We start from the raw sequence: 26,424 nt of genomic DNA, 5'->3' as shown, positions 1-26,424 counted from the left end.
TTTTGTCTACTATACCTAAAGCCGACTAGCTAATAGTTAATAGAAAGGCTTGAGCTGTATGCGGAGAAATTCGCTTGTACAGTTCTTAGGGGGCGAAAATATAGTAATATATCTTTGCTACCCGACTACGATTTGTACAATCAAAATCAAAAAGGGTCGCTTTTGCGGACCCTTTTATTTTTTACTATTTATCTGTTTATTTCTCTTTTTTGAGCATTTCAGCATGTAATTTAGACTGCTCTTTCATAGCTTTGCTAATTTCTTTACGCTGTTTAGATGCTTCTGCGTTACGAATCATATAATCATCAACACGCGCTTCATAATCCTCACGCATATTCGCAATAATCGCGCGGATATCTGCCACAGTCATATCATCAGTAATATATTGATTTAAGTTATCTAACAATAACACACGTTTTTGGTTATCGCGGATTTTACGATCATTATCGGCAATATCACGCAAAAGTTTATTCTTTTGACGATACATACGCACATACTCCAAAACATCTTCAAAACATTTTTTATTTACATTTTCCATAATAAACGCTCTCTAGTAATAAATGAAATTCTGGCGCTTACTGTAACGGTTTTTTTTAGTATCGTCAAAAAGATATCGCCCTTTTTCATTAAGATCTCTGATGTCCTCATAATAATTAAGAAACAACTCAGAAAGCCGTTGATAATTCATTTCGCTAGTGTTAAAACTAGATAAATTTTGACGAATAAAATAAAGAAGGTAAATATGACAGAAGTCTTTAATTTCAGTGCTGGCCCAGCAATGATGCCAAAGGAAGTGTTACAACGTGCACAAGCAGAATTACTTGATTGGGAATCTTTAGGTACCTCTGTAATGGAAGTAAGCCATCGTGGTGCTAACTTTATGGCGTTAGCAAAACGTTCTATTGAAGATCTGCGTAAATTATTTAACGTACCAGATAATTATCAAATTCTTTTCGCTCAAGGCGGCGCTCGCGGACAATTTGCTGCCATTCCAATGAATTTATTATCTGAAAATGGTAAAGCACTTTATTTAACCAGTGGACATTGGTCTGGCGCAGCGGCAAAAGAAGCTCGATTATTTGGTAATATTGATGAAATTAATATTTTAACAGAGCAAGATGGAAAAACTGGCGTCAGAGATCTTGATTTCAGTGATATTGCTGCTCAATATGATTATGTACATTATTGTCCGAATGAAACTATTAGTGGGATTGAAATTTTTGAAGTACCCGATGTAGGCGATACTGTACTCATTGCCGATATGTCATCAAATATCCTATCTCGTCCAATTGATATCAGTAAATTTGGGATGATTTATGCTGGTGCGCAAAAAAATATGGGGCCATCAGGAATTACTTTGATCATTATCCGTGATGATTTAATCGGTAAGGCTCGCCGGAGTACACCATCAGTTTGGAATTATCAAATTTTACGTGATTATGATTCTATGTTTAATACACCACCAACCTTTGCTTGGTACCTCTGTTCTTTAGTATTTGAACATTTACTCGCGAATGGTGGTATTGAAACAGTTGAACTCAAAAATCGCGCAAAAGCTGAATTATTGTATCAATATATCGATCAAAGCACGTTTTATCGTAATAACGTTGCGGAAGCAAACCGCTCATTAATGAATGTCACTTTTACCACTGGCAACGATGAATTAAATACAAAATTTATCAGCGAAGCCAATGCAGTGGGATTACGTGCCTTAAAAGGACATAAAGTACTAGGTGGAATGCGAGCTTCCATTTATAACGCAATGCCAATTGCTGGTGTTGAAGCATTAATTGAGTTTATGGATAAATTTGCTCAAGAAAATAAAGAAGATTAATTTTTACAGGAATTATTATGAAATTTTTAGAAGTTGTTAATCAAGGCGTAAAAAAATTGTCGCCTTATCAAGCAGGTAAACCAACAGAAGAATTAGAGCGAGAATTAGGTATTCATAATATTGTTAAATTGGCTTCCAATGAAAATCCTTTTGGTCTATCTGATAGTGCAAAACAAGCTATCTTAAATGAATTAAATCAATTAACACGTTATCCCGACTCCAATGGTTTCTATTTCAAGCAAGCCGTTGCCAAAAAGTTTCAGCTTGATCCTGCACAAATTACCCTTGGGAATGGCTCAAATGATTTACTAGAGTTAATTGCGCACACGTTCGCAAGTGAAGATGATGAAATCATTTTTTCACAATATGCCTTTATTGTTTATCCGCTCGTTACTCAAGCAATTAACGCAAAAGCAGTTGTGATTCCTGCAAAAAACTGGGGGCATGATTTAGATGCATTTCTTGCCAATATTACAGGCAAAACAAAATTAATTTATATTGCTAATCCAAATAACCCAACTGGTACTTTCCTTACCACGGCAGAAATTGAAGCCTTTTTAGCAAAAGTACCATCACACATTATTGTGGTATTAGATGAAGCTTATACTGAATTTACTGATGAAAATGAACGTGTTCCTTCATTTGAGCTACAAAAGAAATTTGCTAATTTAGTGGTTTGTCGCACATTATCAAAAGCTTATGGTTTAGCTGGTTTACGTATTGGTTATGCTGTTTCTGATCCTGAAATTGCAGATCTCTTTAATCGTGTACGCCAACCATTTAACTGTAATAGTTTGGCATTAGCTGCTGCTACTGCTGTGATTAATGATGACGATTTTCTATATAAAGTGGCGGAAAATAATCGTCAGGGAATGCAACAACTTGTTCAATTCTTTGAGCAACAAGGACTTGAATATATTCCATCAAAAGGTAACTTTATTACTGTTGATTTAAAACAACCCGCACAACCTATCTACAATGCATTACTGCATAAAGGAGTGATTGTACGCCCAATCGCTGGATATGGTATGCCAAATCATTTACGTATTAGTATTGGTTTACCTGAAGAAAACCAAGCCTTTATCAACGCTTTGACTGAAGTTTTAGCCAATTAATCGCTGACCAGAGGATGTTTGCAGTTTATGAATTCTATTACACTTAATCCTATTACTCGTATCGAAGGAGAAATCACTTTACCTGGTTCAAAAAGTTTATCGAATCGGGCTTTATTACTTGCAGCACTTGCACAAGGCACCACCACTATTACTAACCTATTAGATAGTGATGATGTACGTCATATGTTAAATGCTTTACGTTCCTTAGGTATTCATTACCAATTATCAGAAGATAAAACTGTTTGTGTTATCGAGGGGAATGGTGGGGCATTCCAATGGCAAAATGGATTAAGTTTATTTCTCGGTAATGCAGGTACTGCAATGCGTCCTCTTACCGCAGCACTTTGTTTATCTTCACCTGCTCAAGAAACAAGTGAGATTGTTTTAACTGGTGAACCACGGATGAAAGAACGTCCAATCAAACATTTGGTTGATGCGCTATATCAAATGGGTGCAGAAATTGATTACTTAGAACAAGAAGGATATCCACCATTGGCCATTCGTAATACAGGATTACGCGGTGGCAAAGTTGAAATTAGTGGTTCGATTTCTTCACAATTTTTAACTGCACTACTCATGGCAGCGCCATTAGCTGAACAAGATAGTGAAATTCATATTGTTGGTGATTTAGTTTCAAAACCTTATATTGATATTACCTTAAAAATGATGGAAATCTTTGGGGTAAAAGTGTCACACCACAATTACCAAATATTTTATGTACCTAGCAGTCAACAATATCGTTCTCCAGGTCAGTTTATGGTTGAAGGGGATGCTTCTTCTGCTTCTTATTTCCTTGCTGCTGCTGCAATTAAAGGGAAAGTAAAAGTTAATGGTATTGGTAAACAGAGTATCCAAGGTGATAAACATTTCGTTGATGTATTAGAAAAAATGGGAGCTAAAGTGCACTGGAGTGAAGAGTTTGTTGAGGTAGAAAGGGGGGAATTGCATGGCATTGATATGGATATGAACCATATTCCTGATGCTGCAATGACGATTGCTACTACTGCCCTATTTGCTCAAGGTGAAACTGTTATTCGTAATATTTATAACTGGCGTGTTAAAGAAACCGATCGCTTAACTGCAATGGCAACAGAATTACGCAAAGTAGGTGCTGAAGTTGAAGAGGGAGAAGATTTTTTACGAGTACAACCATTAGCACTAGATCAGTTCAAACATGCTGAAATTGCAACTTATAATGATCACCGTATGGCAATGTGTTTCGCATTAATCGCACTTTCTGATACACCAGTAACTATTCTCGATCCTGAATGTACTGCGAAAACATTTCCAACATTTTTTGATGAATTTACACATATTGCAGTAAATTAAATCTTAACTAACAAGGCATTTTATTGATCGACTAAAATGCCTTGTTTACCTTAACGAGAGTTACATCTAATCACTGCTTCTGCTATTTCTGGCGTAATAAAATCATAAATTTGTACGCCAGCGATTGGGTATTGTTGTAACTCTTGCCATAAGCCCATCGTTCGTATATTTAATATTTTCGCATACGCATCTGGATAACCTAGCTCACCATTAGTCGCACTAATGTGATTAAGATATAACTTTTCTTTGATCTCCCTAGACTGAATGACATTCTGTTTAATTTGCCCAAATTTATCATTCAACATAGGACCATCCCAATTATCTTGTAATGTAATCCATTTATTTTCGTGCCATGGTAATGCCCATTGTCGCTGTTGATACCAATGTGATTTGAATTGTGGAGGTGAACACTCAAAAGCGACTAACTTCCCTGCTACTTGCGTAATACTCGGAAATACAAACTCTTGTTCTTCCGTTTGCCAATGATAAAACGAAGATTGATAACGACTTAATTTATCGTGTAGCGCCATTTGGTATTGCATAAAATCATCTTTAGCTTCATTTGCATTTTGAATACGTACAAAAATAAACTCTGATGGATGTTGATATAAAAACGCTAACAATGTATCAAAAATCATCTCTGCACTAATCTCACTCACCCATTCTCGATGCGCTGCCACCATCTCTTTACGTAACCGCAAATCTAGAAATCTTACTCCACATTGCAGTTGTTCTAATAATGTTAATGTCTGCGTTTTATAGTAACGTTGCTGACATGAAGCGGTCATAGTATCATGTGTACCAGGAATAAATAATCTATTTATCTGTGTTTCTGGTTGGCATTCAGCCAACCAATCTGATAATGAAAATGTTTGCATATTTTATCCATTCTTTTGTTTTAGTTTTATCATTGTATGCGACATTAAAGCAGCAATAAGAGCTAAAACCGCCAAACCTATAAATGCAAAAGCAAGGATATGTGTATCTGTTAAAAACTGCATCGTAATATTTCCTGCACTATCTTTCTCTGGCGAAGTCACTAAACTACCTAATACAGCAGGTGCAATTAATGCTGGAAAATAACCTACAGTAATCGCAAATGACATTGCTGATGAAGAGTGTTTTTTAGGCACATTAAACTCTCCAATCGGTGCATAATAAACACCTCGAATCATAAAAATAATGGCTGAACATAACAACATTAAAACTACTAACACCCAAAACATAGAAGAAGAAATTAGATCTGACGGTGGGGAATCAGGTGCATAAGATTGGACTTCTGGGTGATTACTGAAGAAGATAAGAGCAATAATACTTAAAACTATCGCTAATAAAACTTCAAATGTCCTCATAAAATGCATAGTAGATTTAAAGACTTTTTCAACTAAAATTGTAGAAACTAATGGCAACATCCTTAATGCTATTACTGTAGTAGCAAATACAGCTGCGACAACTGCTGTTGTGCCATATCCAGCCTGTAAATAACGTGCAAAATATGTACCTGCCGCAATAAAAGAGCCATAAATACAAAATACATTAATTCCAACTAACCAAACAATAGGCAATTTAGCTACATGTCCAACACCTTTAATTGCTTCAAGTGTTGAAGATACGCTCGTATCATTATCACCTACTTTTTGATCCTTAGGAACGGCAAAGTAAACTACTAGCCCCGTTACAATAATCAAGATACAACTCGTTGCCATCATCGTATGTGCAGAAAGTTTCATTGCTAACATAACAGTCCATAATAAAGATACTAAAAATGCTAACAATCCTCGTCCAAATTCAAAGAAACCAAATACTGCACCTTGATGTTCAGCAGTAGTTGAAACCCTCAGTGCTTTAAAATTTGCAGGCTTAAATAATACTTCACTAAAAAACAGCATCGAAAAGAAACAAGCCAACAGGACAGGCATACTTAATCCTGGAGAATTTAAAGTGAGAAACAATGAAATTGAGCCAACACCAATTGTAGAAATCAGCATAATATTACGAATAGAAAAACGATCACCTACCCATCCTAACGCAATTGTTCCTACTATAATAACTAAACCTTGCATTGAATATAATTGACCAGCTTGAGCATCTGTTACTCCTAAAGCAGCGGGGAAGCCGCCTGGAACACTATTACGAATATCCCAAAATGCATAAATTAATTGTGCATTAACTGTAATAAGAATAATTTGAAAAAAGATGAGTGGGGTTAAACCATATTTATTAAGAAATGTTTTCATTTTGTTGCCTCTACTATTTGAAGTCACCAAAACGATTACTAACAACAATCAAGGTAAGCGTTTTGTAGGGGGGGGGGTTAGAGTATGCCTTAGGCATACTCTTTAATAAAAATTGAATAAATTAGTGCTGTTTACGTTTTTCTTGGACTACCACTAAAATAGAAAATAAGACTGCTGCCACAACAGACATAAAGTCAGCACCAATCCAGAAATAAGATAAACTCTCAAAATCGTAAACTTTAACACCATTTACAATAGTTGTTGTTTTATCAATCATAAATCCAGTGAGAAATTCACCTAATGATGCACCAGCATAACCAAATAGCCCCATCATACCTAATGCAATGCCTGATGCTGATTTATGAGATACATCTGTCGCTAATAAACCACCTAAGAAGCATAATTGGATACCTAAAGTGATACCAAATACAGATAAAGCAATAATTGAGAACCAGACATTGCCACTCGGTGCAAATAAGAATGCAGCTAGTGAAATAGTATTAAGTAAAGCCACAACAACAGTCATCATATTACGTTTTCCTTGTAAAAAACGATCTGATAACCAACCAGAAACAATAGTTCCTAGAATACCAACAATACTATTGACACTAATAATACTTGCCGCTTCTACTGTGGTATAACCTTTTCCATTTTCAAGAAAGAATACACCCCAACTATTCACCCCATAACGCCCTATATACATACAACATGAGGCAATAGCTAATAGCCAGATAGCAGGATTCTTAATCACATCCCATTGATGCTTTAAAACTTCCTTGTTATCTAATTTTTCGCTGTCATTTTGCATATGAATAATTGGTTTAAAACCAAGGCTTGCTGGTGAATCTTTCATCCATAAAATAGCAATGAGCATACCTAACAAACCAACTACCCCAGAGAAAGCAAAACCTAGCTGCCAACCAAAATACGAAATGACTGCTGCTGTTACTACAAAAGTAATCCCTTCACCAACATTGTGTGCAACAGACCAATAACCATAGTAAGAACCTCTTTCTTTATCATCATACCAACGAGATAGTGCGACAACACAAGGTCCAACTCCCATAGATTGGAACCAACCATTAATTCCCCAGATGACCGCTAATACAATAGCACTGGTATTCAACCCCATTGCAAAGTTACAAATAGCAGAGATAAATAATCCAAATGAAAGAAAGCGAGTAATATTTGAGTGATCAGCCAGAGCACTATTGACAAATTTTCCCACAGCATAAGTGACGAAAATTGCAGCCCCGATAATACCTAGTTCAGTCGGTGTTACTACACCTTCTTTAACTAAAACTGGTTTTGCAACATTAAAAGAAAGGCGACAGACATAAAAGGTTGCATAAGCGATAGAAAAAGCCCAGAAACTTTTCCATCTTACAGATCTAAATGATTGTTCTGATAAGTTTTTTAATGGAAGGGGAGGAGTAGCAGCAAAGAAGCGAAGAATAGACATAATGTCCTCCTATTTATATAGTTCTCATTAAATCAAGTTGTTGATAAGTTGATTGATTAGCTGCAGCTAATACAAAATTGCCTTTCAACAAGCCATTGTTAGCTAAAATATTATTTGCCGTACCACCTGCTTCACGAACTAATAACATTCCTGCCGCACAATCCCAACAATTCATATGTGGTTCGTAATAAGCTAATAATCTTCCAGCGGCGACTTGAGCCAGACTTAATGCTCCTGAGCCGTTACGCACATACATGCCACCCTCACTTAATAACTGTTCTAAAAACGGTAAAATCGTTTTTGGCGGAACGCGATGTGACATTCCTAAACCAACTAAACCATCTTGTACATTTTCTGCAGGATCTAACGTATGAATAGGTAAATCATTAAGATACGCTCCTGCACCTAATTTGGCATGAAATAGCTCATTATGCAGTGGATCAAATACCATACCTATTACAATTTCATTACGATGCAACACGGCAATAGAGATGCACCAAGCATGCAATCCGTTTAAGAATGGACTCGTCCCATCAATTGGATCAACAATCCAACAAAACTCACTATCTAAACCAGCATAACCCGATTCTTCACCAAGGAATCCATCTGTAGGGAATTTTTCTTTAATAGCTTGGCGTAACTTAGCCTCAACTGTTTTATCAGCAATACTGACTTGGTCTTGTTTATCCCCTTTTTTACATTCGATAGTTAATTGATTTCTATTGAGATAATAAGATAAAGCTATACCACCTGCTTTTTTGATCAAATCAATAGAGAATGCATAACGATTTTGAATTTTTTCGTTCATAACATCTCTCCTAGAAATAAATAATCCAAAATAGTTACTAAAAAATCAGTAACAAAATAGATACTATGCCTATCATAAGTATAATTAAAGAATATAATTTCAAAATTGAGATAGTGATCAAATAAATTTTTCAAAAATATTAAAAATATCTTCTTTCCTGTTATCAAATCGAAATATATATTTTCTTTAAGCACTAAAAAGTAAAGCTGTATAATCAGACACTTACTATAAATAGGTATCTTTCTTATCTAGATCAAAAAAACAGACCTTTTATTTGCGACTTATTACAAGATTATTTAAAATTCAAAGGTTTTAGATTTTTTAATTTTATATTTGTGGGAATGGCGACTATTCGCCAAAAATAAAAGAGTGATTTATGGCAATTTTGGTGTTAGGTATTAACCATAAAACAGCAACTGTCGCCTTGCGTGAAAAAGTTGCATTTAATGATGAAAAACGTCAGATTGCATTACAGCAACTACAATCTGAATTAGCAGAAAGTGCAGTAATTGTATCAACCTGTAACAGAACCGAAGTTTATCTACATAATCGTCAAATTTCTCCCGTTGAACAGAGTGAGCAGAATCAGCAATGGATTACGGCAATAAAGTTATGGTTTGCTCAATTACATCAATTAACAATAGAAGAATTAGAACAGGCTCTTTATCTCCAACAAAATCAGCAGTGTGTAATTCATTTAATGCGAGTCGCCTGTGGTCTTGATTCCTTAATTTTAGGTGAGCCACAAATTTTAGGCCAAGTAAAACAAGCATACCAATTTAGTGAAAATTTCTATCAGAAAAACCATACTGCGATTTCTACAGAACTGTCACGTTTATTTCAAAAGACATTTTCTACTGCAAAACGAGTAAGAACTGAAACCGAAATCGGTGGTAATGCAGTTTCTGTTGCTTATGCTGCTTGCAGTTTAGCACGTCAAATTTTTGATTCATTTAAACGATTACGGATTTTATTAGTAGGCGCAGGAGAAACAATCGAGTTAGTTAGTCGTCATTTATTCCAACACGGTGCTAAGCATATCATAATAGCTAACCGTACTATTGCCAACGCCCAAGCATTAGCTGAACGTGTCGGTGGGCAAATGGATATTCTCTCTTTAGACCAATTACAAGAAGGACTAAATCTAGCAGATATTGTGATTTCATCCACAGGAAGCTCAAATATCTTAATTAGCAAAGAAATGGTACAAAATGCACAAAAACAACGTCGTTTTGATCCAATGTTGATTATTGATATAGCTGTGCCGCGTGATGTTGAAGAGAGTGTAAGTCAACTTGATGCTGTCTATCACTATAGTGTTGATGACTTACAAAATATTATTCAACATAATATGCAACAACGTGAAAATGCAGCTGAAGCAGCCGAGAGCATTATTCAGGAAGAGTGTGCTGATTTTTTCCTATGGTTAAAATTACATCAATCTTCAAGCTTAATTAAAAATTATCGTCAACAAGCTGAACAAATTCGTTTAGAGTTACTTGATAAAGCAATCATTTCATTACAGCAAGGCACTGATAGCGAAAAAGTATTACAAGAATTGAGTTATAAGTTGATGAATCGTCTATTACACGTACCAACTCAAGTAATGCAAGAACTAGTAAAATCTGGTGAAACAAAGGGTTTGCAACTTTTTTCTAAATCATTAGGATTAGAAGAAAAAGATAAATAGGAGTAATTATGTCATCATCCCCTTTTCTTGGTTTTCACCATATTGCATTGATTGTGTCTAATTATGAGATATCCAAGCATTTTTATGTCGATATCTTGGGAGCAAATATTATTGAAGAGACTTACCGTGAAGCACGTGATAGTTATAAGCTAGACTTGAGTTTTCCAGATGGTAGTCAAATTGAACTTTTTTCATTCCCAATTACTCCACCAAGACCAACGAATCCAGAAGCTTGTGGGCTACGTCATCTCGCTTTTAAAGTTGAAAATATTGAGCAAACTATTACTTATCTTCAACACCGCCAAGTGGAATGTGAACCTATCCGAATTGATGAATTAACCGGGAAGAAATTTACTTTTTTCAAAGATCCTGATGGCTTGCCATTAGAAATTTACCAGTGGGATGTTGTATAGATTGATAAAATAAAATGATTAAGGGTAGATGATGCTACCTTTTTTTATTTGATGTACAAGACGAATAAATATAATCAAACAATAGCTGTGGTTTATTCTCTAAAAGAACAAGCTTTTTGTTCTTTTCTATGCTCATAAAACAAGAAAAAAAGAAAGCCCCGTTATGGGGCTTTCCAGAGAGAATCTAAAAACTAAAAATAGTCAGATTAGTATGCTAATACTGCACGACGATCTTTCTCGTAGTCAGCTTCAGTGTGACCTAATACAGCTGGTTTTTCTTCACCGTAAGAGATTGTAGATAATTGACCAGCTTGAACGCCTTTACCAGTTAAGTAGTTTTTAACTGCATCTGCACGACGTTGACCTAACGCGATGTTGTATTCTGGGGTACCACGTGGGTCAGTGTGACCTTCAACTTGTACTTTAGCAGAAGAATCTGTTAAGTATTGTGCGTGAGCATTTAATAATTGAGCATATTCTGGTTGGATATCATATTTATCGAAACCGAAGTATACTGTGTTGTAGCGTTGTTGTAATTCTTGAGCAGTCATATTACCGTATAGTTTACCTTGTTGGTCAGCTGCTTTATCTGAGCTACTACAAGCTGCTAACACTAATACTGGTGCTGCAACCATTAACACTTTAGCTAATTTTTTCATTTTATTCTCCTTAATTTTGAGTTAAATATGGTGACCAAGCAGGGAATTTAATTTGTCCACCCCCTGAACCTGGCAACCTTGCTTTGAAACGTCCATCAGAGGACACTAATTGTAAGACCTTGCTTACGCCTTGTGTAGAACTATAAATTACCATAGTACCATTTGGCGCAAAACTTGGGCTTTCATCTAGGAAAGTTGAAGTTAATGCTGTAATACTTCCACTTTCTAAATCTTTTTTTACCAATTTATTACCATTCACCATTACAACTTCTTTACCATCAGGAGACATTTCTCCACTATAGCTATTTCCTGGAGGACTAAGCAATGTAACATCGCCACCATTTGCATTCATCATATAAACTGCTGGTGCACCACTACGGTCAGAAGTAAAGATAATAGATGAACTATCGGATGACCAACTTGGCTCTGTATTATTACCACTACCACTTGTCAATTTTATTGGTGAATTGCCATTAACACTCATTACATAGATATTTAAAACACCACCTGCATTAGAAGCAAATGCAATACGTGAACCATCTGGTGAAAATGATGGCGCACCGTTATGACCTGGTAATGATGCAATAATTTTACGTGATTTACTAGCAAGATCTTGCAATACCAGTAAAGATTTTTTCTTTTCAAACACGCTATATGCTAATTTCTTACCATCAGCAGACCATGCTGGCGACATAATTGGTTGTGAACTGTGGAACACATTGAATGCATTATAACCATCATAATCAGAAACTTGCAGGTCATAAGAACCTGAATTATTTTGAATTACATATGCAATTCTTGTTCTAAACGCCCCACGAATACCAGTTAATTTCTCAAATACTTGGTCGCTTACTGTATGAGCTCCCCAACGAATCCACTGTTTAGTTACAGTATATGAGCTTTGTGCTAATACTGCACCAGGAGTACCTGAAGCTCCTACTGTATCAACTAATTGATAAGAAATATTGAAACCACCGTTTGCAGGCGTAACTTGCCCAACCACAATCGCATCAATTCCTAATGCAGACCATGCTTGAACATTAACTTCACCTGCCGAAGTTGGCTGTTGTGGCATTCTATCTACTGGAATAGGATTAAATTTTCCACTAAAACGTAAATCAGAAGAGATAATGTCTGCCACATCTGCTGGTGGTGAACCTGGTGCATTCCATTCAAACGGCACTACCGCGATTGGTCTCGCACTATCAACCCCTTCATCAATCACAATACGAACTTCCGCAAGTGCCTGCGTTGCCTGCATTACTAGGCAAACAACACCTAGTATCCATGTGTAAATAATTTTCTTCATCATAAGGATTCTCTTCCTATGCTTAATTATCTTAATTTAAAGTCAATTACTGGATTTTGATACTTCCGATATACTGCATCAGATGGTGGTTCTGGCACTTTCTTCGTTAGCGCAATCGCCCTTAATGCAGAAGTACAAATATCATCTGGGCCAGACACTTTATGATAACTCAAAATCGTTCCATCTCTTGCTAGCTCAATTTGTACAGTACAAACTTTATTCGCAAAACTTGCATCTTTCCGCCAACGACGTTGAATTTCTCGCTTTATAATCGCTGTATATTGGTCGCCTACCACATCACCTTCACCAGCACCACCACTGCCACTGGATCCTTCGGAACCTTTACGATTTTGGTTACTTCCTTTGCTACTGCTACCGCCCCCAATATCACCATTATTAAGAAAATCGTCTAATGCACTCTGTTGAGCTAAGCGTTGTGCTTTAGCTTCGGCATCAGCTTTTGCTTTTGCTGCTGCTTTGGCTTCTGCATCGGCTTTTGCTTTCGCTTCAGCTACGGCTTTAGCTTTTGCGACCTTTTCAGCCTTTTCTTTTGCCTCTTTTTCTGCTTTAGCCTTCGCTTCGGCTGCAGCTTTTTCAGCTTTTTCTTTCGCTTCTTGTTCAGCTTTTGCTTTTGCCTCCGCCGCTGCTTTTTCTGCCTTCTCTTTAGCAGCTTGTTCTGCTTTAGCCTTCGCTTCGGCTGCAGCTTTTTCAGCTTTCTCCTTCGCTTCTTTTTCCGCTTTAGCTTTTGCTATCGCAGCTGCTTTTTCCGCCTGTTCTTTAGCAACCTGTTCTGCTTTAGCTTTGGCTTCTTCTGCTGCTTTTTCTGCTTGCGCTTTTGCTAATTTTTCAGCTTTTTCTTTCGCTTCTTCAGCAGCTTTTTGTGCTTCTTGGCGCTCTTTCTCGGCTAACTCTTTACTCTGTTGCTCTCTTTCTTTATCTGCAACTTCTTGTTTAGCAGGCGGATTACCTTTTTTCTCTTGCTGTAATCGTCCCCACTCTTGAGCAGCAGCACCAGTATCAACCATTATTGCACCTAAAACCTCACCATTTCCTTCGCCTCCACCCATTGGACGCACTTCTTCTAAACGTGATCCAATAAACAGTAATGCAAAAAGCAAGACGTGCAAGACAATTGAAATCAAAACTGCTTTTTTGAATTTCTGTTGCTGATTATATTGCACAATTTTATCCTAATTCTCTTATAGTGGATCTGTCATTAAGCCCACACTTTTGATACCTGCTGTATGCAGTAAATTTAACCCTTTAATGATCTCTTCATATGGCGCATCTTTTGCTCCACCTACCAAAAATAATGTGGTGTTGTCTTTCTCAAAAGCCTCTTTTGCCATTTGCACAACCATTTCTTCTGTTAAATTTTCATTGCGTACACCATCAATAGAAAGTGTATATTCACTTGTTCCATTAACTTCCAAAATAACAGGTGTCTTATCTTCATTTGAAACCGTTTGGCTATCTGTAGAATCTGGTAAATCTACTTGCACACTTTGACTAATAATCGGTGCTGTAGCCATAAAAATTAATAACAAAACTAACAATACATCGAGAAAAGGTACTATGTTTATCTCAGATTTAATTGAACGACTCTGACGACGACGGTATTGCATAATGTCCTCTTTGCTTACGACTTCATCAATTAATTATGGAAATTATTTTGCCCAAACACTTTACGGTGCAAAATTGTCGTAAATTCATCAATAAAGTTAGCGTAATTTTGTTCTAGTTTATTTACACGTAAACTTAAACGGTTATATGCCATTACAGCCGGGATTGCAACAAAAAGACCAATCGCAGTTGCAATCAATGCCTCAGCAATACCTGGTGCGACCATTTGTAATGTTGCTTGTTTTACATTACTTAATGCCATAAATGCATGCATAATTCCCCATACAGTTCCAAACAACCCAATATATGGACTTACAGAAGCAACTGTTGCTAAGAATGGGACTGTATTTTCTACATCTTCAATTTCGCGATTCATTGCTAAGTGCATTGCTCTTGAGCTACCTTGAATGATAGATTCAGATGCATTTGGATTAGCTTGTTTTAAGCGTGAAAACTCTTTAAAACCAACAAAGAAAATCTGTTCACTACCAGATAAACCATCACGACGATTAGATAATCCTTCATAAAGTTTAGTTAAATCTTCACCTGACCAGAAACGTTCTTCAAAACTCATCGATTGTTTTAATGCTGTCGATAAAATTTTGCTACGTTGAACAATGATCGCCCAAGAAATAATTGAAAATAGGATTAAAATTGAGATCACTATTTGTACAACGGTACTTGCCTTAATAAATAAATCGAAAAAATTCAATTCAGACATTTAATACTCCATAATTGTCTATTACGGTCTTTCACTTTTAAATAATGTTTTGATTTCTTGAGGAATAGCGGTGGGTTTCATGAGAGTTATTTTTACGCAAGCTACGCTGACTTTTGCTGAACAATAAAGGCGATCACCTTTTGTCAACTTTTGTGTAAAAACTAAACTGGCGTTTTTAACTTCAACTAGAGTCGTTTCGACGCTTAACAAATCGTCTAGGCGAGCTGGGTAGTGGAAATCAATTTCCATCTGTTTAACAACAAAAGCAATATCTTGCTGTTGAATAAGTTCATTTTGAGAGGCACCTTTTTCTCTCAAGAATTCTATTCTAGCTCGTTCAAAAAAATGAAGATAGCGAGCATGATAAACAACACCCCCGGCATCTGTATCTTCATAATAGATGCGAATGGGGAAAATAGAGATATTTTTCATTGCTATGCTATCTGTTTTCTCTATAATCAAAAAGTTTCGCTATTCTAATGAACGTCAAAATTAACTGCAATAGGTCATCAAAAAATTTTTTATTTTTTAAACTAAAAAGTAGATAACTCCTAACCCAATTATTGCAATTACATATGCAATAAGAGGCAAGAACAGTAATCTCCAAATCGCTCTATAGATCTCTAAACCAAAACCATGAATCCATAATGTTACCACACTCCAAAAGATAATTAAGGTATAAATTGGTGAAATTCCACCCAAATTTAATGCAAATCTTTCCGTATGAGTAAAAATAGATGCCGTCAGTACAACTGCTAATATGAAAGAAAGGGCTCTTAGCGAGCCCTTATTAGTTAATTGATAAAGTGATTGAATCATATGCTCAGATTACTCATCAAATTTTCCAGTTTTTTCAATACTGATATTAATAATTGCTGTTAGACAAATTGCAAACAATACGCCCAAAATCCAAGTTACATAAAACATATTTCTCTCCTTAGTATAATGAGTGTTTGTTATTTTCGATGAAGCTTTCATCAATACGTCCAAACATCTTGATATATGACCAAATAGTGTAGCTTAATAAGATGACTACAAACACAAGTGCAAAACCTAACATTAAGGTTAAGGTTAATTTACTTGAGCTTGAATCCCAAACTAAAAGACTCATTTCTGGATGTGTAATTGATGGCATTAAGAATGGGAACATTGAAATACCACAAGTTAAGATAATGCCTGCCATTGTCAATGAAGAGAAGAAGAAGGCAAATCCAGAACGATCCGCTTTAGAAAATACAATATTTAATAAAGCAGAAACTACTGCAAGCACTGGGAAAATCCAAAGTACTGGCATTTCTCTATAGTTATTGAACCAAGCACCAGTTTGTACTGCTACTTCTTTGCCAAGTGGTGAAGTCGGGCCATTATGATCAATAGCACTTGTTACAACATAACCATCTTTGAATAGTAACCATACACCAGCTAAGATGAATGTAACTAAAGTTATAATTGCACCCACTTGTGAAATTACTCTCGCACGATTACGTAAATCAGCGGTAGTTTTCATTTGTAACCACGCAGCACCTTGTGTAGTAAGCATTGCTAAGCTAATCACACCACAAAGAAGTGCGAATGGATTTAATAATTCAAAGAATGTGCCTGTATATTTCACTTGGACAATAGAAGTAAATTCAAATGGTACACCTTGTAATAAGTTACCAAAAGCAACTCCGAATACAAGTGAAGGAACAAATCCACCTACAAATAATCCCCAATCCCAAGCTGCACGCCAAGTTGGATTATTAATTTTCGCACGGTATTCTAATCCGACTGGACGGAAGAATAACGCTGCTAAAACTAAAATCATCGCAATGTAAAAGCCAGAGAATGATGTCGCATAAATAAGTGGGAATGCAGCAAACATTGCACCACCAGCGGTTAATAACCAAACTTGGTTACCATCCCAGTGTGGAGCAATTGAGTTAATCATAATGCGTTTTTCAACTTCTCTTTTACCTGCAAAAGGAAGAAGTGTTAATACGCCCATATCAAATCCATCAGTAACTGCAAATCCAATAAGCAACACACCTAAGAGGATCCACCATACAAATCGTAGAAATTCATAATCAATCATGATTTAGGCTCCTGCTTATTTAGTTGATTGTTCAAAATAGTAGCGACCTGTTTTTAATGCACTTGGACCAAGTCTGCTGTATTTAAACATGAGATACATTTCTGCAATCAAGAAGATTGTGTAAAGGAGACAGATTAAACCAATTGAGAACCAAAGATCTCCTGTGGTTAATGCTGAGTTTGCTATCCCTACTGGTAATACTTCATAAATTGCCCATGGTTGTCTTCCGTATTCAGCTAAGAACCAACCTGCTTCAATACCAACCCATGGAAGTGGAAGCCCATAAAGTAATGCTTTAAGCAACAATTTATTTGATCCCACTGATTTTCTAACATTGGCAGCAAATGCCCAAATGAGTAGAAGAAGTAATAAACCGCCCGCAAGCATCATAATACGGAATGACCAGAATGTAGGTCCTACATCAGGAATAGTATCTGCTGCTGCTTGTTTTACTTGTGCATCAGTTGCGTCAACTACGTTGTCAGTATAACGTTTAAGTAATAAACCATAGCCAAGATCTTTTTCTACTGCTTTAAATTGTGCAATAGTGTCTGCATCTTTTTGGCCTGAACGAAGTTTTTCCAATAAACCATATGCAGTCATACCATTACGAATACGCTCTTCATTTTGCACTCGTAACTCATTCAACCCAGTAATTTCTTTATCTAAAGAACGAGTTGCAATAATACCTGCTGCATAAGGAATTTGTAATGCAAATTCATTACGACCTTCTGCTGAGTTTGAAATCACCGCAACATTCCATGCTGCTGGAGCTGGTTCAGTATTCCATTCCCCTTCCATTGCAGCTAGTTTTGTTGGTTGTTCTTGTCCAATGATGTAACCAGATTCATCACCAAGTAATAATACGGTGAAGACAGCAATAAAGCCAAATGTTGCACCCACAGAGAATGAACGTTTTGCAAATCCTAAATCACGTCCTTTAAGGATATAGTATGAACTTACTGCTAATACAAACATTGCACCTGCCACATAACCAGCAGAGAGTGTGTGCACAAATTTAGTTTGAGCAATTGGATTTAACCAGAGATCTAAGAAACTGGTCATTTCCATGCGCATAGTTTCAAAATTGAACTCTGCACCGTGTGGTGCTTGCATCCAGCCGTTAGCAACAAGGATCCACATAGCGGAAAGATTAGAACCAAACGCCACACAATAAGTTGCTAATAAGTGTTTTGCTTTAGTTAATCTATCCCAACCAAAGAAGAATAAACCAACGAATGTAGATTCTAAGAAGAAAGCAAGTAATGCTTCGATAGCTAATGGTGCACCGAAGATATCACCTACATAGTGTGAATAATAAGACCAGTTAGTACCAAATTGGAATTCCATTGTAATCCCAGTTGTTACCCCTAGGGCAAAGTTAATACCAAATAACTTACCCCAGAACTTAGTCATATCTTTATATACCTCTTTACCAGTCGTTACATAAATGGTCTCCATTATTACTAAAATAAATGAAAGACCTAATGTAAGTGGTACGAATATAAAGTGGTATAGTGCAGTTAATGCAAACTGCAATCTCGAGAGTTCAACGACGTCTAGCATCTCATAACCTCTTGTACCTAAATACAACTTTCCAAATTTAGATTACAAATTTTGTAATCACCCCACATAGCTATCAATTAATTACCAAAATTAATGAATGAGCTTTTTCCATATCAAACTCAGGCAAAGATATGATTTATTTCTTTACAAGAAATAAAGGATAACTCTAACCGTTTAATACATCTTTTATTCTACTCCTAAATATGGGGTATAGGAAACCTTAAAAGTTTTAAATTGATCACAAAATAGCTATTAAAATCAAAAAAATAAATTTAAAGATATATATTATTTTTGATATAAATCAATTTTTATATTTTATTAACATTTTATTAAAAAATATTACTCAAATTATTTCTTTAATTAGCGTCATTTTTTCATACAAAAATCATTCAATCAGCTAGACAAAAAAACATTTTTTTGCTATTTTTCTAGCACATTTTTTCGACAATCATTTATTCATCTATTTTAGGATCTTTATGCTTAAACTTTCTTTTTTCGCTGCCACACTATCTTTAGTGCTTTCATCTAGCGTTTTAGCAGCAACTCCAAATAATTTACCAACCCAATGCCAGCAACTTTTCCAACAAACTGATGACCTAATTGCAGAAGCAGAAAAACAACCAGGTACCCATCCTCAACTTGCTAACATAAAAAATAAACTTTCAGAAAGTAAACAAAAGATTTTACAGATGAGTGTTGAACATCAAATTAAAAGTTGTGATAAAGGATTAGTTGCTTTAAATAATTTGAAAGGTAAAGATGACTAATTAATCTCAGTTAATATAAGGTACAGATATTTATCATGTGTATATTGTATAAAATCTGTACTTTTAATTTTGTATTGAATACATTTATCCCTAATTAAATACCCTTTTTCTTCTTAATTATACTTTTAAAATAAGTTAATAGTTTGAATCCTCTTACATATTTAGTGTATTAATTACTTTATGTAAGTAACAAAAGACTGCTGACATACAAGAGATACAGTTACTTAATCTTATATACCTAAGATATCACTAAATTTTTACCTATAATTTCAAATACGACAAATACTCAAATTAAAATGCACGCTCATTTTTCCTCTGTGCTAGTGCAGCTTCTAAAACTTGGCGATTAGTTACTGTACTATCAATTTTAATATAAGCACATTGCTCTTCTGCAATAATGATCGCTTCATGAACGCCAGCTTGTTGCAAGAAAAAGTCTTGCCAAGCGAGATTATAATTATATTCGGGAAGTTGAATACGAAGATTAGCCAAATACGGTGGTTCTTTCATAGTAAAAGCAAGTAAAAGCCATAAACAAGCTAATACAGTCGCCAATAAGAATAATGCTGTTGTACCCTCATTCCCTACAATCCAGCCGCCTAAACTGCCTCCAGCTGCCGCCCCAAAAAATTGGAAAGTTGAATAGACTCCCATTGCTGTCCCCTTACTCCCTGCTGGTGCTTCTTTACTAATAAGGGATGGCAGCAATGCTTCCATAAGATTAAAGGCAATAAAGAATAGTAATGTTCCTAGAATAAGGATCCATAGCTGATTATCTGCTTGCCACAAAGTCGTTTCAGCTGCAATCAGAATCACAATACAACATAAGAAAACAACCCGCATTTTTCGTTTGACTTCAGCAATAATAATGCCAGGCACTACACTTACAAAGGCAATCAACATAGTAACAAGATAGATCTGCCAATGACGATGTGCAGGGAAACCAGCACGTTCAAAACAGAGAGGCAACGCAATAAAAGTCGTCATCAATAAACAGTGCATACAGAAAATGCCAAAATTGAGCTTAATTATCTGTGGTTGACGTAATACTTCTTTTAAACAGCCTTTAACCACAGCAGATTCACTATTACGTATATGATATTGGCTTTTTGGAATAATCGTTATAGTTAAGAAAATTCCGCTAGCCGCCAATATAGCGATAAACCAGAATAAGCCTTGTAATCCAATCTGATGAGTAATAATAGGAGCTGTTACCATAGCAATAGCAAAAGTAATCCCAAAAGATACTCCAATAAAAGCCATCGCTTTAGTACGTGTTTGTTCACGCGTTAAATCGGATAATAGTGCCATAACTGCCGCAGAAATAGCACCACTCCCTTGCAGCACACGTCCAATAATCACACCCCAAATTGAAGTGGATAAAGCAGCTACTACACTCCCAACTACAAAAATCAATAACCCTAGAATAATCAAAGTTTTGCGTTCTATCTTATCTGACCACAAACCAAATGGGATTTGAAAAATAGCTTGCATAAACCCATAGATCCCAATAGCAATACCGATAAGTGTTTCATTCGCACCTTGCAAATGCATACCATAGGTAGTAAGCACTGGCAGTACCATAAACATACCAAACATACGTAAGGAAAAAATTGTACCAAGTCCCCACGTAGCTTTACGCTCTTCAGCTGTCATGCGGTTATCATTATTAATTACTGTTCTTTTCATGGACGCTCAATAAAATTAAACAAATATAAAAAATCTGCCCAGAGGACAGATTTTAGATGATTATTCTTAGTAAATTGACAAATAATTAATTAGTCAGACTAACCATTTCGTGTGCTGGAACCATAAAGTCAATAGACATCATAATATTAAGGGTGAAAATAGTAATAATAGAAAATACAAATAATTTTCTTGCCCAAACATAATCATTATTCTCTGCTTTATACCCAGATAGTGCCATACATAACCACCATATACTTACCGTAGTAGCCACTATAAGATATTTATAGCCAGCATAACCACCTATGGATAGCATAAGTGCGGCAAACATAAACGCAATAATGTAAAGCAGAATATGATGTTTAGCAACAGCAATACCTTTTACTACAGGTAACACCGGGATATTCGCTGCTTGGTAATCTTTAAAACGAAAGATTGCAATAGCATAAGAGTGAGGCATCTGCCAGAGACTAAAAATTGCTAATAGAATCAATGCTCCCGTATCAAATTCATTACTAACAGCACAATAACCAATGACCGGCGGAGCTGCGCCAGACAAACTACCTATGAGAGTACCATAAACAGAATGACGCTTCATATAGAGGCTATAGATAAATACATATACCATAAACCCCATCACCGCTAACCACATAGCTAAAGGATTAGCCCCAAAATAAAGAATAGCAAATCCTAAAAGCCCTAACACAATGGCTAACATAAAAGTAGCATTTACTGATACTAAACCTTTAACTAATACACGATTTTTTGTACGTTCCATTTTGCGGTCAATATCACGGTCTATCAAATTATTAAATGCACAACCTGATGCTACCACTAATGACACGCCAATAACCGTATAAATAAATAGCATATGATCCATATGCCCTTTAGCCGCCAGCAGAAAACCGCCGACAACCGAAATAAGATTGCCGACAATAATTCCTGGTTTGGTTACTTGTAGGTAAGATTTAATCATGGCAAATCCTATTTAGCCTGCCATCATATTTGCATTCAAACTCCACATAATCCAGATGGATAGTGCCACCAACAATAGAATCACAATGGCAGTGAAGATGAATGATATGAGATTCCAACGTTCATCGTGAGAAGTTCCCATATGCAAGAAACATACAAGCTGAACAATTAATTGAATTACAGCTGTAACAGCAATAATCGCTAATAATGCAGTTTTCGATACACTACCATTCATTACCATAAGGAATGGAATTAGTGTCAAAATAACAGATAAGACAAAGCCGATCAGATAGCTTTTAACACTACCATGTTCAGTAGTTGCATAATCGTGGTTACCATGACTCATAGTAAAACCCCCATCAAGTAAACAACGGAAAAGACACAAATCCAAACAATGTCAAGGAAGTGCCAGAATAAACTTAAACACATCAGACGGGTACGGTTAATTGAAGACAGACCACGCTTAGCCACTTGTACCATCATCACTACCATCCAAATCAAACCAGCAGTAACGTGTAAACCGTGTGTACCCACTAAAGTAAAGAACCCTGAAAGGAAACCACTACGATCAGGTCCTATACCTTGTGCGATAAGGTGGTGGAACTCATTTATTTCCATACCAACGAAAGCAGCACCAAATAGGAAAGTTACTACTAACCATAATAAAACTTGTTTAGCATTATTACGATTCATTGCTAACACAGCAAAACCATAAGTAATTGAGCTGAATAACAATAAGAAGGTTTCTACTAATACATATGGTAACTCGAAAATCTCTTTGCCAGTTGGCGCACCTGCCGTACCAGGTAACAATACGATATAGGTGGCAAACAGACAAGAAAATAGAATCAAGTCACTCATTAGGTAAATCCAAAACCCGAAAACTTTAATCGGCCCAGTATCGTGGTGCCCATGATGGACACTTTCATGTATTACAGTATTTGTTGACATTATTGCAGCCCTGCTTGAGATAATTCTTTAAAATGTTTGTTTTCAATTGTTTCAATTTGATCAACTGGAACATAGTAATCCACATCTTGATCGAAACTCTTAGCAATCCATGTGACAATCATACCTACAAAACTCACAACCGCTAACCACCAGATATGCCAGATCATTGCGAAACCAAATACCATAGTAAATACAGCTATGATAACGCCCGCTGCGGTATTTTTTGGCATATGGATAGGCTCATAAGTTGCTGGTTTAGCATAAGCCACACCTTTTTCTTTGTTATCCCAGAAAGCATCACGATCTTCGACACGAGGGGTAACCGCAAAATTATAGAAAGGTGGTGGTGAAGAAGTTGCCCATTCAAGTGTACGTCCACCCCAAGGATCACCTGTTGTATCTCTGTTTTTGTTACGATCGCGGATAGATACACCGAGTTGGATAAATTGACATGCAATACCACAAGCAATAATCACTGCACCAAGCGCTGCTACACCGAGTAATAAATGGTACTCTGGATCAATTTGTTGGCTCAAACGACGAGTCATCCCCATAAAGCCTAATGCATATAATGGTAAGAATGCTACAATAAAGCCAATTTGCCAGCACCAGAATGCACGTCTACCCCATTTTTCGTCTAAGGTAAATCCAAGTGCTTTAGGGAACCAATAGTTCATCGCAGCAAATAGACCAAATACTACCCCACCGATAATTGTGTTATGGAAGTGTGCAATTAAGAATACACTGCCGTGTAATACAAAGTCAGCAGCTGGTACCGCTAACAATACACCTGTCATCCCACCAATCGCAAAGGTGACGATAAAGCCGATCGTCCATAACATAGGTACGCTAAGTTTGATACGGCCTCGATACATAGTGAATAACCAGTTGAAAATTTTCACCCCAGTTGGAATGGAAATAATCATAGTGGCAATACCAAAGAAGGCATTAACGTTTGCGCCCGATCCCATAGTAAAGAAGTGGTGCAACCAAACGATGAAAGACAGAATAGTAATACATACGGTTGCCCACACCATAGAGGTGTAACCAAACATTTTCTTACGGGAGAAAGTTGCAGTAACTTCCGCATATACCCCAAACATAGGTAATACAAGGATATATACTTCAGGGTGTCCCCATGCCCAGATTAGGTTGATATACATCATCATGTTACCACCTAAATCATTGGTGAAGAAATGCATCCCTAAATAGCGATCTAATGTAAGTAACGCAATACTTGCAGTTAAAATCGGGAACGAAGTTAAGATCAATATGTTAGAACAGAAAGAAGCCCAAGTAAAAATTGGCATTTTCATTAAGCTCATTCCTGGGGCACGCATTTTTAAAATGGTCGCAATAAAGTTAATCGCACTCAGCGTCGTCCCTATCCCCGATATCTGCAGCGTCCAAATCCAATAATCGACCCCAACATCAGGACTGTATTGCAACTCCGATAATGGCGGATAAGCCAACCAACCAGTTTTAGCAAATTCACCAACCCCTAAAGATAGGTTAATCAATACCACACTGACTGCAGTAAACCAGAAACCTAAGTTATTTAAAAATGGATAAGCAACGTCACGAGCCCCAATTTGGAGTGGAATAACAATATTCATTAAACCAATCACAAACGGCATCGCAACAAAGAAAATCATAATAACGCCGTGAGCCGTAAAAATTTGATCATAGTGTTCTGGAGGTAAAAAACCTTCATGTCCACCTGATGCCAAAAATTGTTGGCTACGCATCATGATTGCATCCGCAAAGCCACGTATTAACATAACAATGGCTAAAAAGATGTACATAATACCGATACGTTTGTGGTCAACTGTGGTAATCCAGTCACGCCATAACGGCCCCCACAATTTGAAATAAGTTAAAGCGATAATGACAGCAATACCGCCCAAAATAATACCGCTAACCGTTACCATCACAATAGGTTCATGAAACGGTATAGCGTCTAATGACAATTTTCCTAACATAGTTATATCCTTCGATGCTTATCCAACTATTCAGTAATTGCTACTGATGACTCATTGTGCGAAATATGTGCGCCATGCATATTGTGCTCTTGCGGTTTATGCATATGAGGGCTACCAAATTTTGCCATAATTTCATAAAACAGATTCGGAACAACACTAGAGAAATACTTCGGTTTATCATATTTGCTTGGTGTAGCTACCTGATTATATGCTTCCATAGTGCCTAAAGAGTCTGATGACTGCTTCACTTTAGCAACCCAATCTTCAAAAGAAGCTTCATCTGGGGTAGCAATAGCATTGAATTTCATACCTGAAAATCCTGAACCACTATAACTTGCAGAGATACCTTTGTAAGTACCAGGTTCATTAGCAATTAGATGTAGTTTAGTCTGCATACCAGCCATCGCATAAACTTGACTACCTAATTGTGGAATGAAAAAGGAGTTCATCACTGTATCTGAAGTGATTTTGAATTCCACAGGGGTATTTTGTGGGAAGGCAATTTCGTTCACTGTCGCAATGCCTTGTTCAGGATAAATAAACAACCATTTCCAGTCTAGAGAAACCACTTGAATAGTGATTGGTTTATTCTCATGTTCTAATGGACGGTATGGATCAAGTGAATGGGTGGTTTTCCATGTGATCGTTCCTAAAATAAGGATAATGATAATGGGGATTCCCCAAACAACCATTTCGATCTTATTAGAGTGTGCCCAGTTTGGCGTATATTTAGCACCTATATTGCTTTCTCGATATTTTCGAGCAAATGCAATTGCCATCACAATGACTGGAATCACAACAAGCAACATTAGGCCAGTTGCAACAAGGATGAGATCACGCTCCGCCATGCCGATTTGACCTTTAGGATTGAGCAATACAGCATTCTCACAACCACTTAGTAAAAAAGTGGCACAGGCAAGCACAAAGCTCCATTTGGCATGTTTACTACTCAGTTTCATAAATAATAACCTCAATACAGAAACAAACTAAAGTTTTAGAGAATGAAGCACAAGATATTTAATATGCTGGCGGACAAAATAACAGCAGTTTTGTGCGTGCAATCATGACTCTGCTTCTTAGGATTATATAAAATTAAAACGGGATGTCATATTAACATTTTTTTCATATTTTCGTCACTTTTTTTGTATTATTTGAATAGTTTTTTTAATGCCTATAACCTAAGTTAAAGTCAACCTAATAAACCATAAAATGAGGATAAATTG

27 protein-coding genes are annotated in these 26,424 nt (G+C 36.4%); 6 read left to right on the top strand and 21 right to left on the bottom strand.

Annotation, left to right across the window (positions count from 1 at the left end; all coding sequences use genetic code 11):
- Positions 1-196: 196 nt before the first annotated feature.
- Positions 197-538 (bottom strand): DUF496 family protein, encoded by a 342-nt coding sequence (locus tag QV06_RS00400; protein ID WP_065236437.1) that lies wholly within the window; start codon positions 536-538, stop codon positions 197-199.
- 204 nt (positions 539-742) lie between these two features.
- Here QV06_RS00400 and serC point away from each other — a divergent pair, with 204 nt between their 5' ends.
- The 3 genes from serC to aroA are packed head-to-tail and all read left to right on the top strand — an operon-like array spanning position 743 to position 4,278.
- Positions 743-1,834 carry a 3-phosphoserine/phosphohydroxythreonine transaminase gene (gene serC, locus QV06_RS00395; RefSeq protein WP_065236436.1) on the top strand — a complete coding sequence of 364 codons (1,092 nt, stop codon included), beginning with the start codon at positions 743-745 and terminating at the stop codon, positions 1,832-1,834.
- Positions 1,835-1,851: 17 nt separating this feature from the next.
- Positions 1,852-2,949: a histidinol-phosphate transaminase gene (gene hisC / locus QV06_RS00390; protein WP_065236435.1), complete on the top strand. Its 1,098-nt coding sequence runs from the start codon at positions 1,852-1,854 to the stop codon at positions 2,947-2,949.
- A 27-nt stretch (positions 2,950-2,976) separates the two neighbouring features.
- Entirely contained in the window at positions 2,977-4,278 is a 1,302-nt protein-coding gene (gene aroA, locus QV06_RS00385; protein ID WP_065236434.1) for a 3-phosphoshikimate 1-carboxyvinyltransferase, read from the top strand.
- A 50-nt stretch (positions 4,279-4,328) separates the two neighbouring features.
- Here the strand turns inward: aroA and QV06_RS00380 are convergent, their stop codons facing one another.
- The 4 genes from QV06_RS00380 to QV06_RS00365 all read right to left on the bottom strand — a co-directional run bounded on the left by QV06_RS00380 (position 4,329) and on the right by QV06_RS00365 (position 8,785).
- Positions 4,329-5,156, bottom strand: a complete 828-nt coding sequence (locus tag QV06_RS00380) for a phospholipase (RefSeq protein WP_065236433.1) — start codon at positions 5,154-5,156, stop codon at positions 4,329-4,331.
- Positions 5,157-5,159: 3 nt separating this feature from the next.
- Entirely contained in the window at positions 5,160-6,515 is a 1,356-nt protein-coding gene (locus QV06_RS00375) for an MFS transporter (RefSeq protein WP_065236432.1), read from the bottom strand.
- Between the two features lie 121 nt (positions 6,516-6,636).
- Positions 6,637-7,977 (bottom strand): MFS transporter, encoded by a 1,341-nt coding sequence (locus tag QV06_RS00370; protein ID WP_065236431.1) that lies wholly within the window; start codon positions 7,975-7,977, stop codon positions 6,637-6,639.
- Between the two features lie 13 nt (positions 7,978-7,990).
- On the bottom strand, positions 7,991-8,785 hold the full coding sequence (locus tag QV06_RS00365; protein ID WP_065236430.1) for an inositol monophosphatase family protein: 795 nt from the start codon (positions 8,783-8,785) through the stop codon (positions 7,991-7,993).
- A 376-nt stretch (positions 8,786-9,161) separates the two neighbouring features.
- Between QV06_RS00365 and hemA the strand changes: the two genes are divergently transcribed.
- On the top strand, positions 9,162-10,475 hold the full coding sequence (gene hemA, locus QV06_RS00360; protein WP_065236429.1) for a glutamyl-tRNA reductase: 1,314 nt from the start codon (positions 9,162-9,164) through the stop codon (positions 10,473-10,475).
- An 8-nt stretch (positions 10,476-10,483) separates the two neighbouring features.
- Positions 10,484-10,888 (top strand): SMU1112c/YaeR family gloxylase I-like metalloprotein, encoded by a 405-nt coding sequence (gene gloA2, locus QV06_RS00355; RefSeq protein ID WP_065236428.1) that lies wholly within the window; start codon positions 10,484-10,486, stop codon positions 10,886-10,888.
- 206 nt (positions 10,889-11,094) lie between these two features.
- On the opposite strand, the gene pal is transcribed toward gloA2, so the two are convergent.
- From pal to QV06_RS00310, 10 genes are all read right to left on the bottom strand, one after another.
- The gene (pal, locus tag QV06_RS00350; protein WP_065236427.1) at positions 11,095-11,547 is read right to left on the bottom strand and encodes a peptidoglycan-associated lipoprotein Pal; all 453 of its coding nucleotides are present in this window, start codon (positions 11,545-11,547) and stop codon (positions 11,095-11,097) included.
- A 10-nt stretch (positions 11,548-11,557) separates the two neighbouring features.
- Positions 11,558-12,856, bottom strand: coding sequence for a Tol-Pal system beta propeller repeat protein TolB (tolB, locus tag QV06_RS00345; RefSeq protein WP_065236446.1), 1,299 nt, complete (start codon positions 12,854-12,856; stop codon positions 11,558-11,560).
- A 26-nt stretch (positions 12,857-12,882) separates the two neighbouring features.
- Positions 12,883-14,037, bottom strand: a complete 1,155-nt coding sequence (tolA, locus tag QV06_RS00340) for a cell envelope integrity protein TolA (protein WP_065236426.1) — start codon at positions 14,035-14,037, stop codon at positions 12,883-12,885.
- Between the two features lie 18 nt (positions 14,038-14,055).
- Complete coding sequence (tolR, locus tag QV06_RS00335; protein WP_065236425.1) at positions 14,056-14,481, bottom strand: colicin uptake protein TolR; 426 nt, start codon at positions 14,479-14,481, stop codon at positions 14,056-14,058.
- A 29-nt stretch (positions 14,482-14,510) separates the two neighbouring features.
- On the bottom strand, positions 14,511-15,200 hold the full coding sequence (gene tolQ, locus QV06_RS00330) for a protein TolQ (protein ID WP_065236424.1): 690 nt from the start codon (positions 15,198-15,200) through the stop codon (positions 14,511-14,513).
- Positions 15,201-15,221: 21 nt separating this feature from the next.
- Positions 15,222-15,632: a tol-pal system-associated acyl-CoA thioesterase gene (gene ybgC, locus QV06_RS00325; protein ID WP_065236445.1), complete on the bottom strand. Its 411-nt coding sequence runs from the start codon at positions 15,630-15,632 to the stop codon at positions 15,222-15,224.
- A gap of 96 nt (positions 15,633-15,728) precedes the next feature.
- On the bottom strand, positions 15,729-16,019 hold the full coding sequence (ybgE, locus tag QV06_RS00320) for a cyd operon protein YbgE (RefSeq protein ID WP_065236423.1): 291 nt from the start codon (positions 16,017-16,019) through the stop codon (positions 15,729-15,731).
- Between the two features lie 9 nt (positions 16,020-16,028).
- The gene (locus QV06_RS11370) at positions 16,029-16,127 is read right to left on the bottom strand and encodes a cytochrome bd oxidase small subunit, CydX/CbdX family (protein WP_082984996.1); all 99 of its coding nucleotides are present in this window, start codon (positions 16,125-16,127) and stop codon (positions 16,029-16,031) included.
- 10 nt (positions 16,128-16,137) lie between these two features.
- A complete protein-coding gene (gene cydB / locus QV06_RS00315) occupies positions 16,138-17,274 on the bottom strand; it encodes a cytochrome d ubiquinol oxidase subunit II (RefSeq protein ID WP_065236422.1) in 1,137 nt (378 codons plus the stop codon).
- Positions 17,275-17,289: 15 nt separating this feature from the next.
- Complete coding sequence (locus QV06_RS00310) at positions 17,290-18,840, bottom strand: cytochrome ubiquinol oxidase subunit I (protein WP_065236421.1); 1,551 nt, start codon at positions 18,838-18,840, stop codon at positions 17,290-17,292.
- Between the two features lie 476 nt (positions 18,841-19,316).
- On the opposite strand from QV06_RS00310, the gene QV06_RS00305 reads away from it, so the two are divergent.
- Positions 19,317-19,607, top strand: a complete 291-nt coding sequence (locus QV06_RS00305) for a DUF5339 domain-containing protein (RefSeq protein ID WP_065234523.1) — start codon at positions 19,317-19,319, stop codon at positions 19,605-19,607.
- 291 nt (positions 19,608-19,898) lie between these two features.
- Here the strand turns inward: QV06_RS00305 and QV06_RS00300 are convergent, their stop codons facing one another.
- The 6 genes from QV06_RS00300 to cyoA all read right to left on the bottom strand — a co-directional run bounded on the left by QV06_RS00300 (position 19,899) and on the right by cyoA (position 26,160).
- Positions 19,899-21,296: an MFS transporter gene (locus tag QV06_RS00300; RefSeq protein ID WP_245174211.1), complete on the bottom strand. Its 1,398-nt coding sequence runs from the start codon at positions 21,294-21,296 to the stop codon at positions 19,899-19,901.
- A gap of 85 nt (positions 21,297-21,381) precedes the next feature.
- Complete coding sequence (gene cyoE, locus QV06_RS00295; RefSeq protein ID WP_065236420.1) at positions 21,382-22,269, bottom strand: heme o synthase; 888 nt, start codon at positions 22,267-22,269, stop codon at positions 21,382-21,384.
- 12 nt (positions 22,270-22,281) lie between these two features.
- On the bottom strand, positions 22,282-22,614 hold the full coding sequence (gene cyoD, locus QV06_RS00290) for a cytochrome o ubiquinol oxidase subunit IV (protein WP_065236419.1): 333 nt from the start codon (positions 22,612-22,614) through the stop codon (positions 22,282-22,284).
- Entirely contained in the window at positions 22,611-23,219 is a 609-nt protein-coding gene (locus tag QV06_RS00285) for a cytochrome o ubiquinol oxidase subunit III (RefSeq protein ID WP_065236418.1), read from the bottom strand. Before QV06_RS00285 ends, cyoD begins: the two co-directional genes overlap by 4 nt.
- The gene (gene cyoB / locus QV06_RS00280; protein ID WP_065236417.1) at positions 23,219-25,201 is read right to left on the bottom strand and encodes a cytochrome o ubiquinol oxidase subunit I; all 1,983 of its coding nucleotides are present in this window, start codon (positions 25,199-25,201) and stop codon (positions 23,219-23,221) included. The genes QV06_RS00285 and cyoB overlap by 1 nt, the downstream gene beginning before the upstream one ends.
- 26 nt (positions 25,202-25,227) lie before the next feature.
- Positions 25,228-26,160, bottom strand: coding sequence for a ubiquinol oxidase subunit II (gene cyoA / locus QV06_RS00275; RefSeq protein WP_065236416.1), 933 nt, complete (start codon positions 26,158-26,160; stop codon positions 25,228-25,230).
- Positions 26,161-26,424: the final 264 nt, after the last annotated feature.

The organism is Gallibacterium genomosp. 3 (assembly GCF_001678475.1).
GTDB lineage: Bacteria > Pseudomonadota > Gammaproteobacteria > Enterobacterales > Pasteurellaceae > Gallibacterium > Gallibacterium faecale.
Note: the sequence above shows the minus strand (reverse complement) of the source record. Positions and strands in the feature narration are given on the sequence as shown.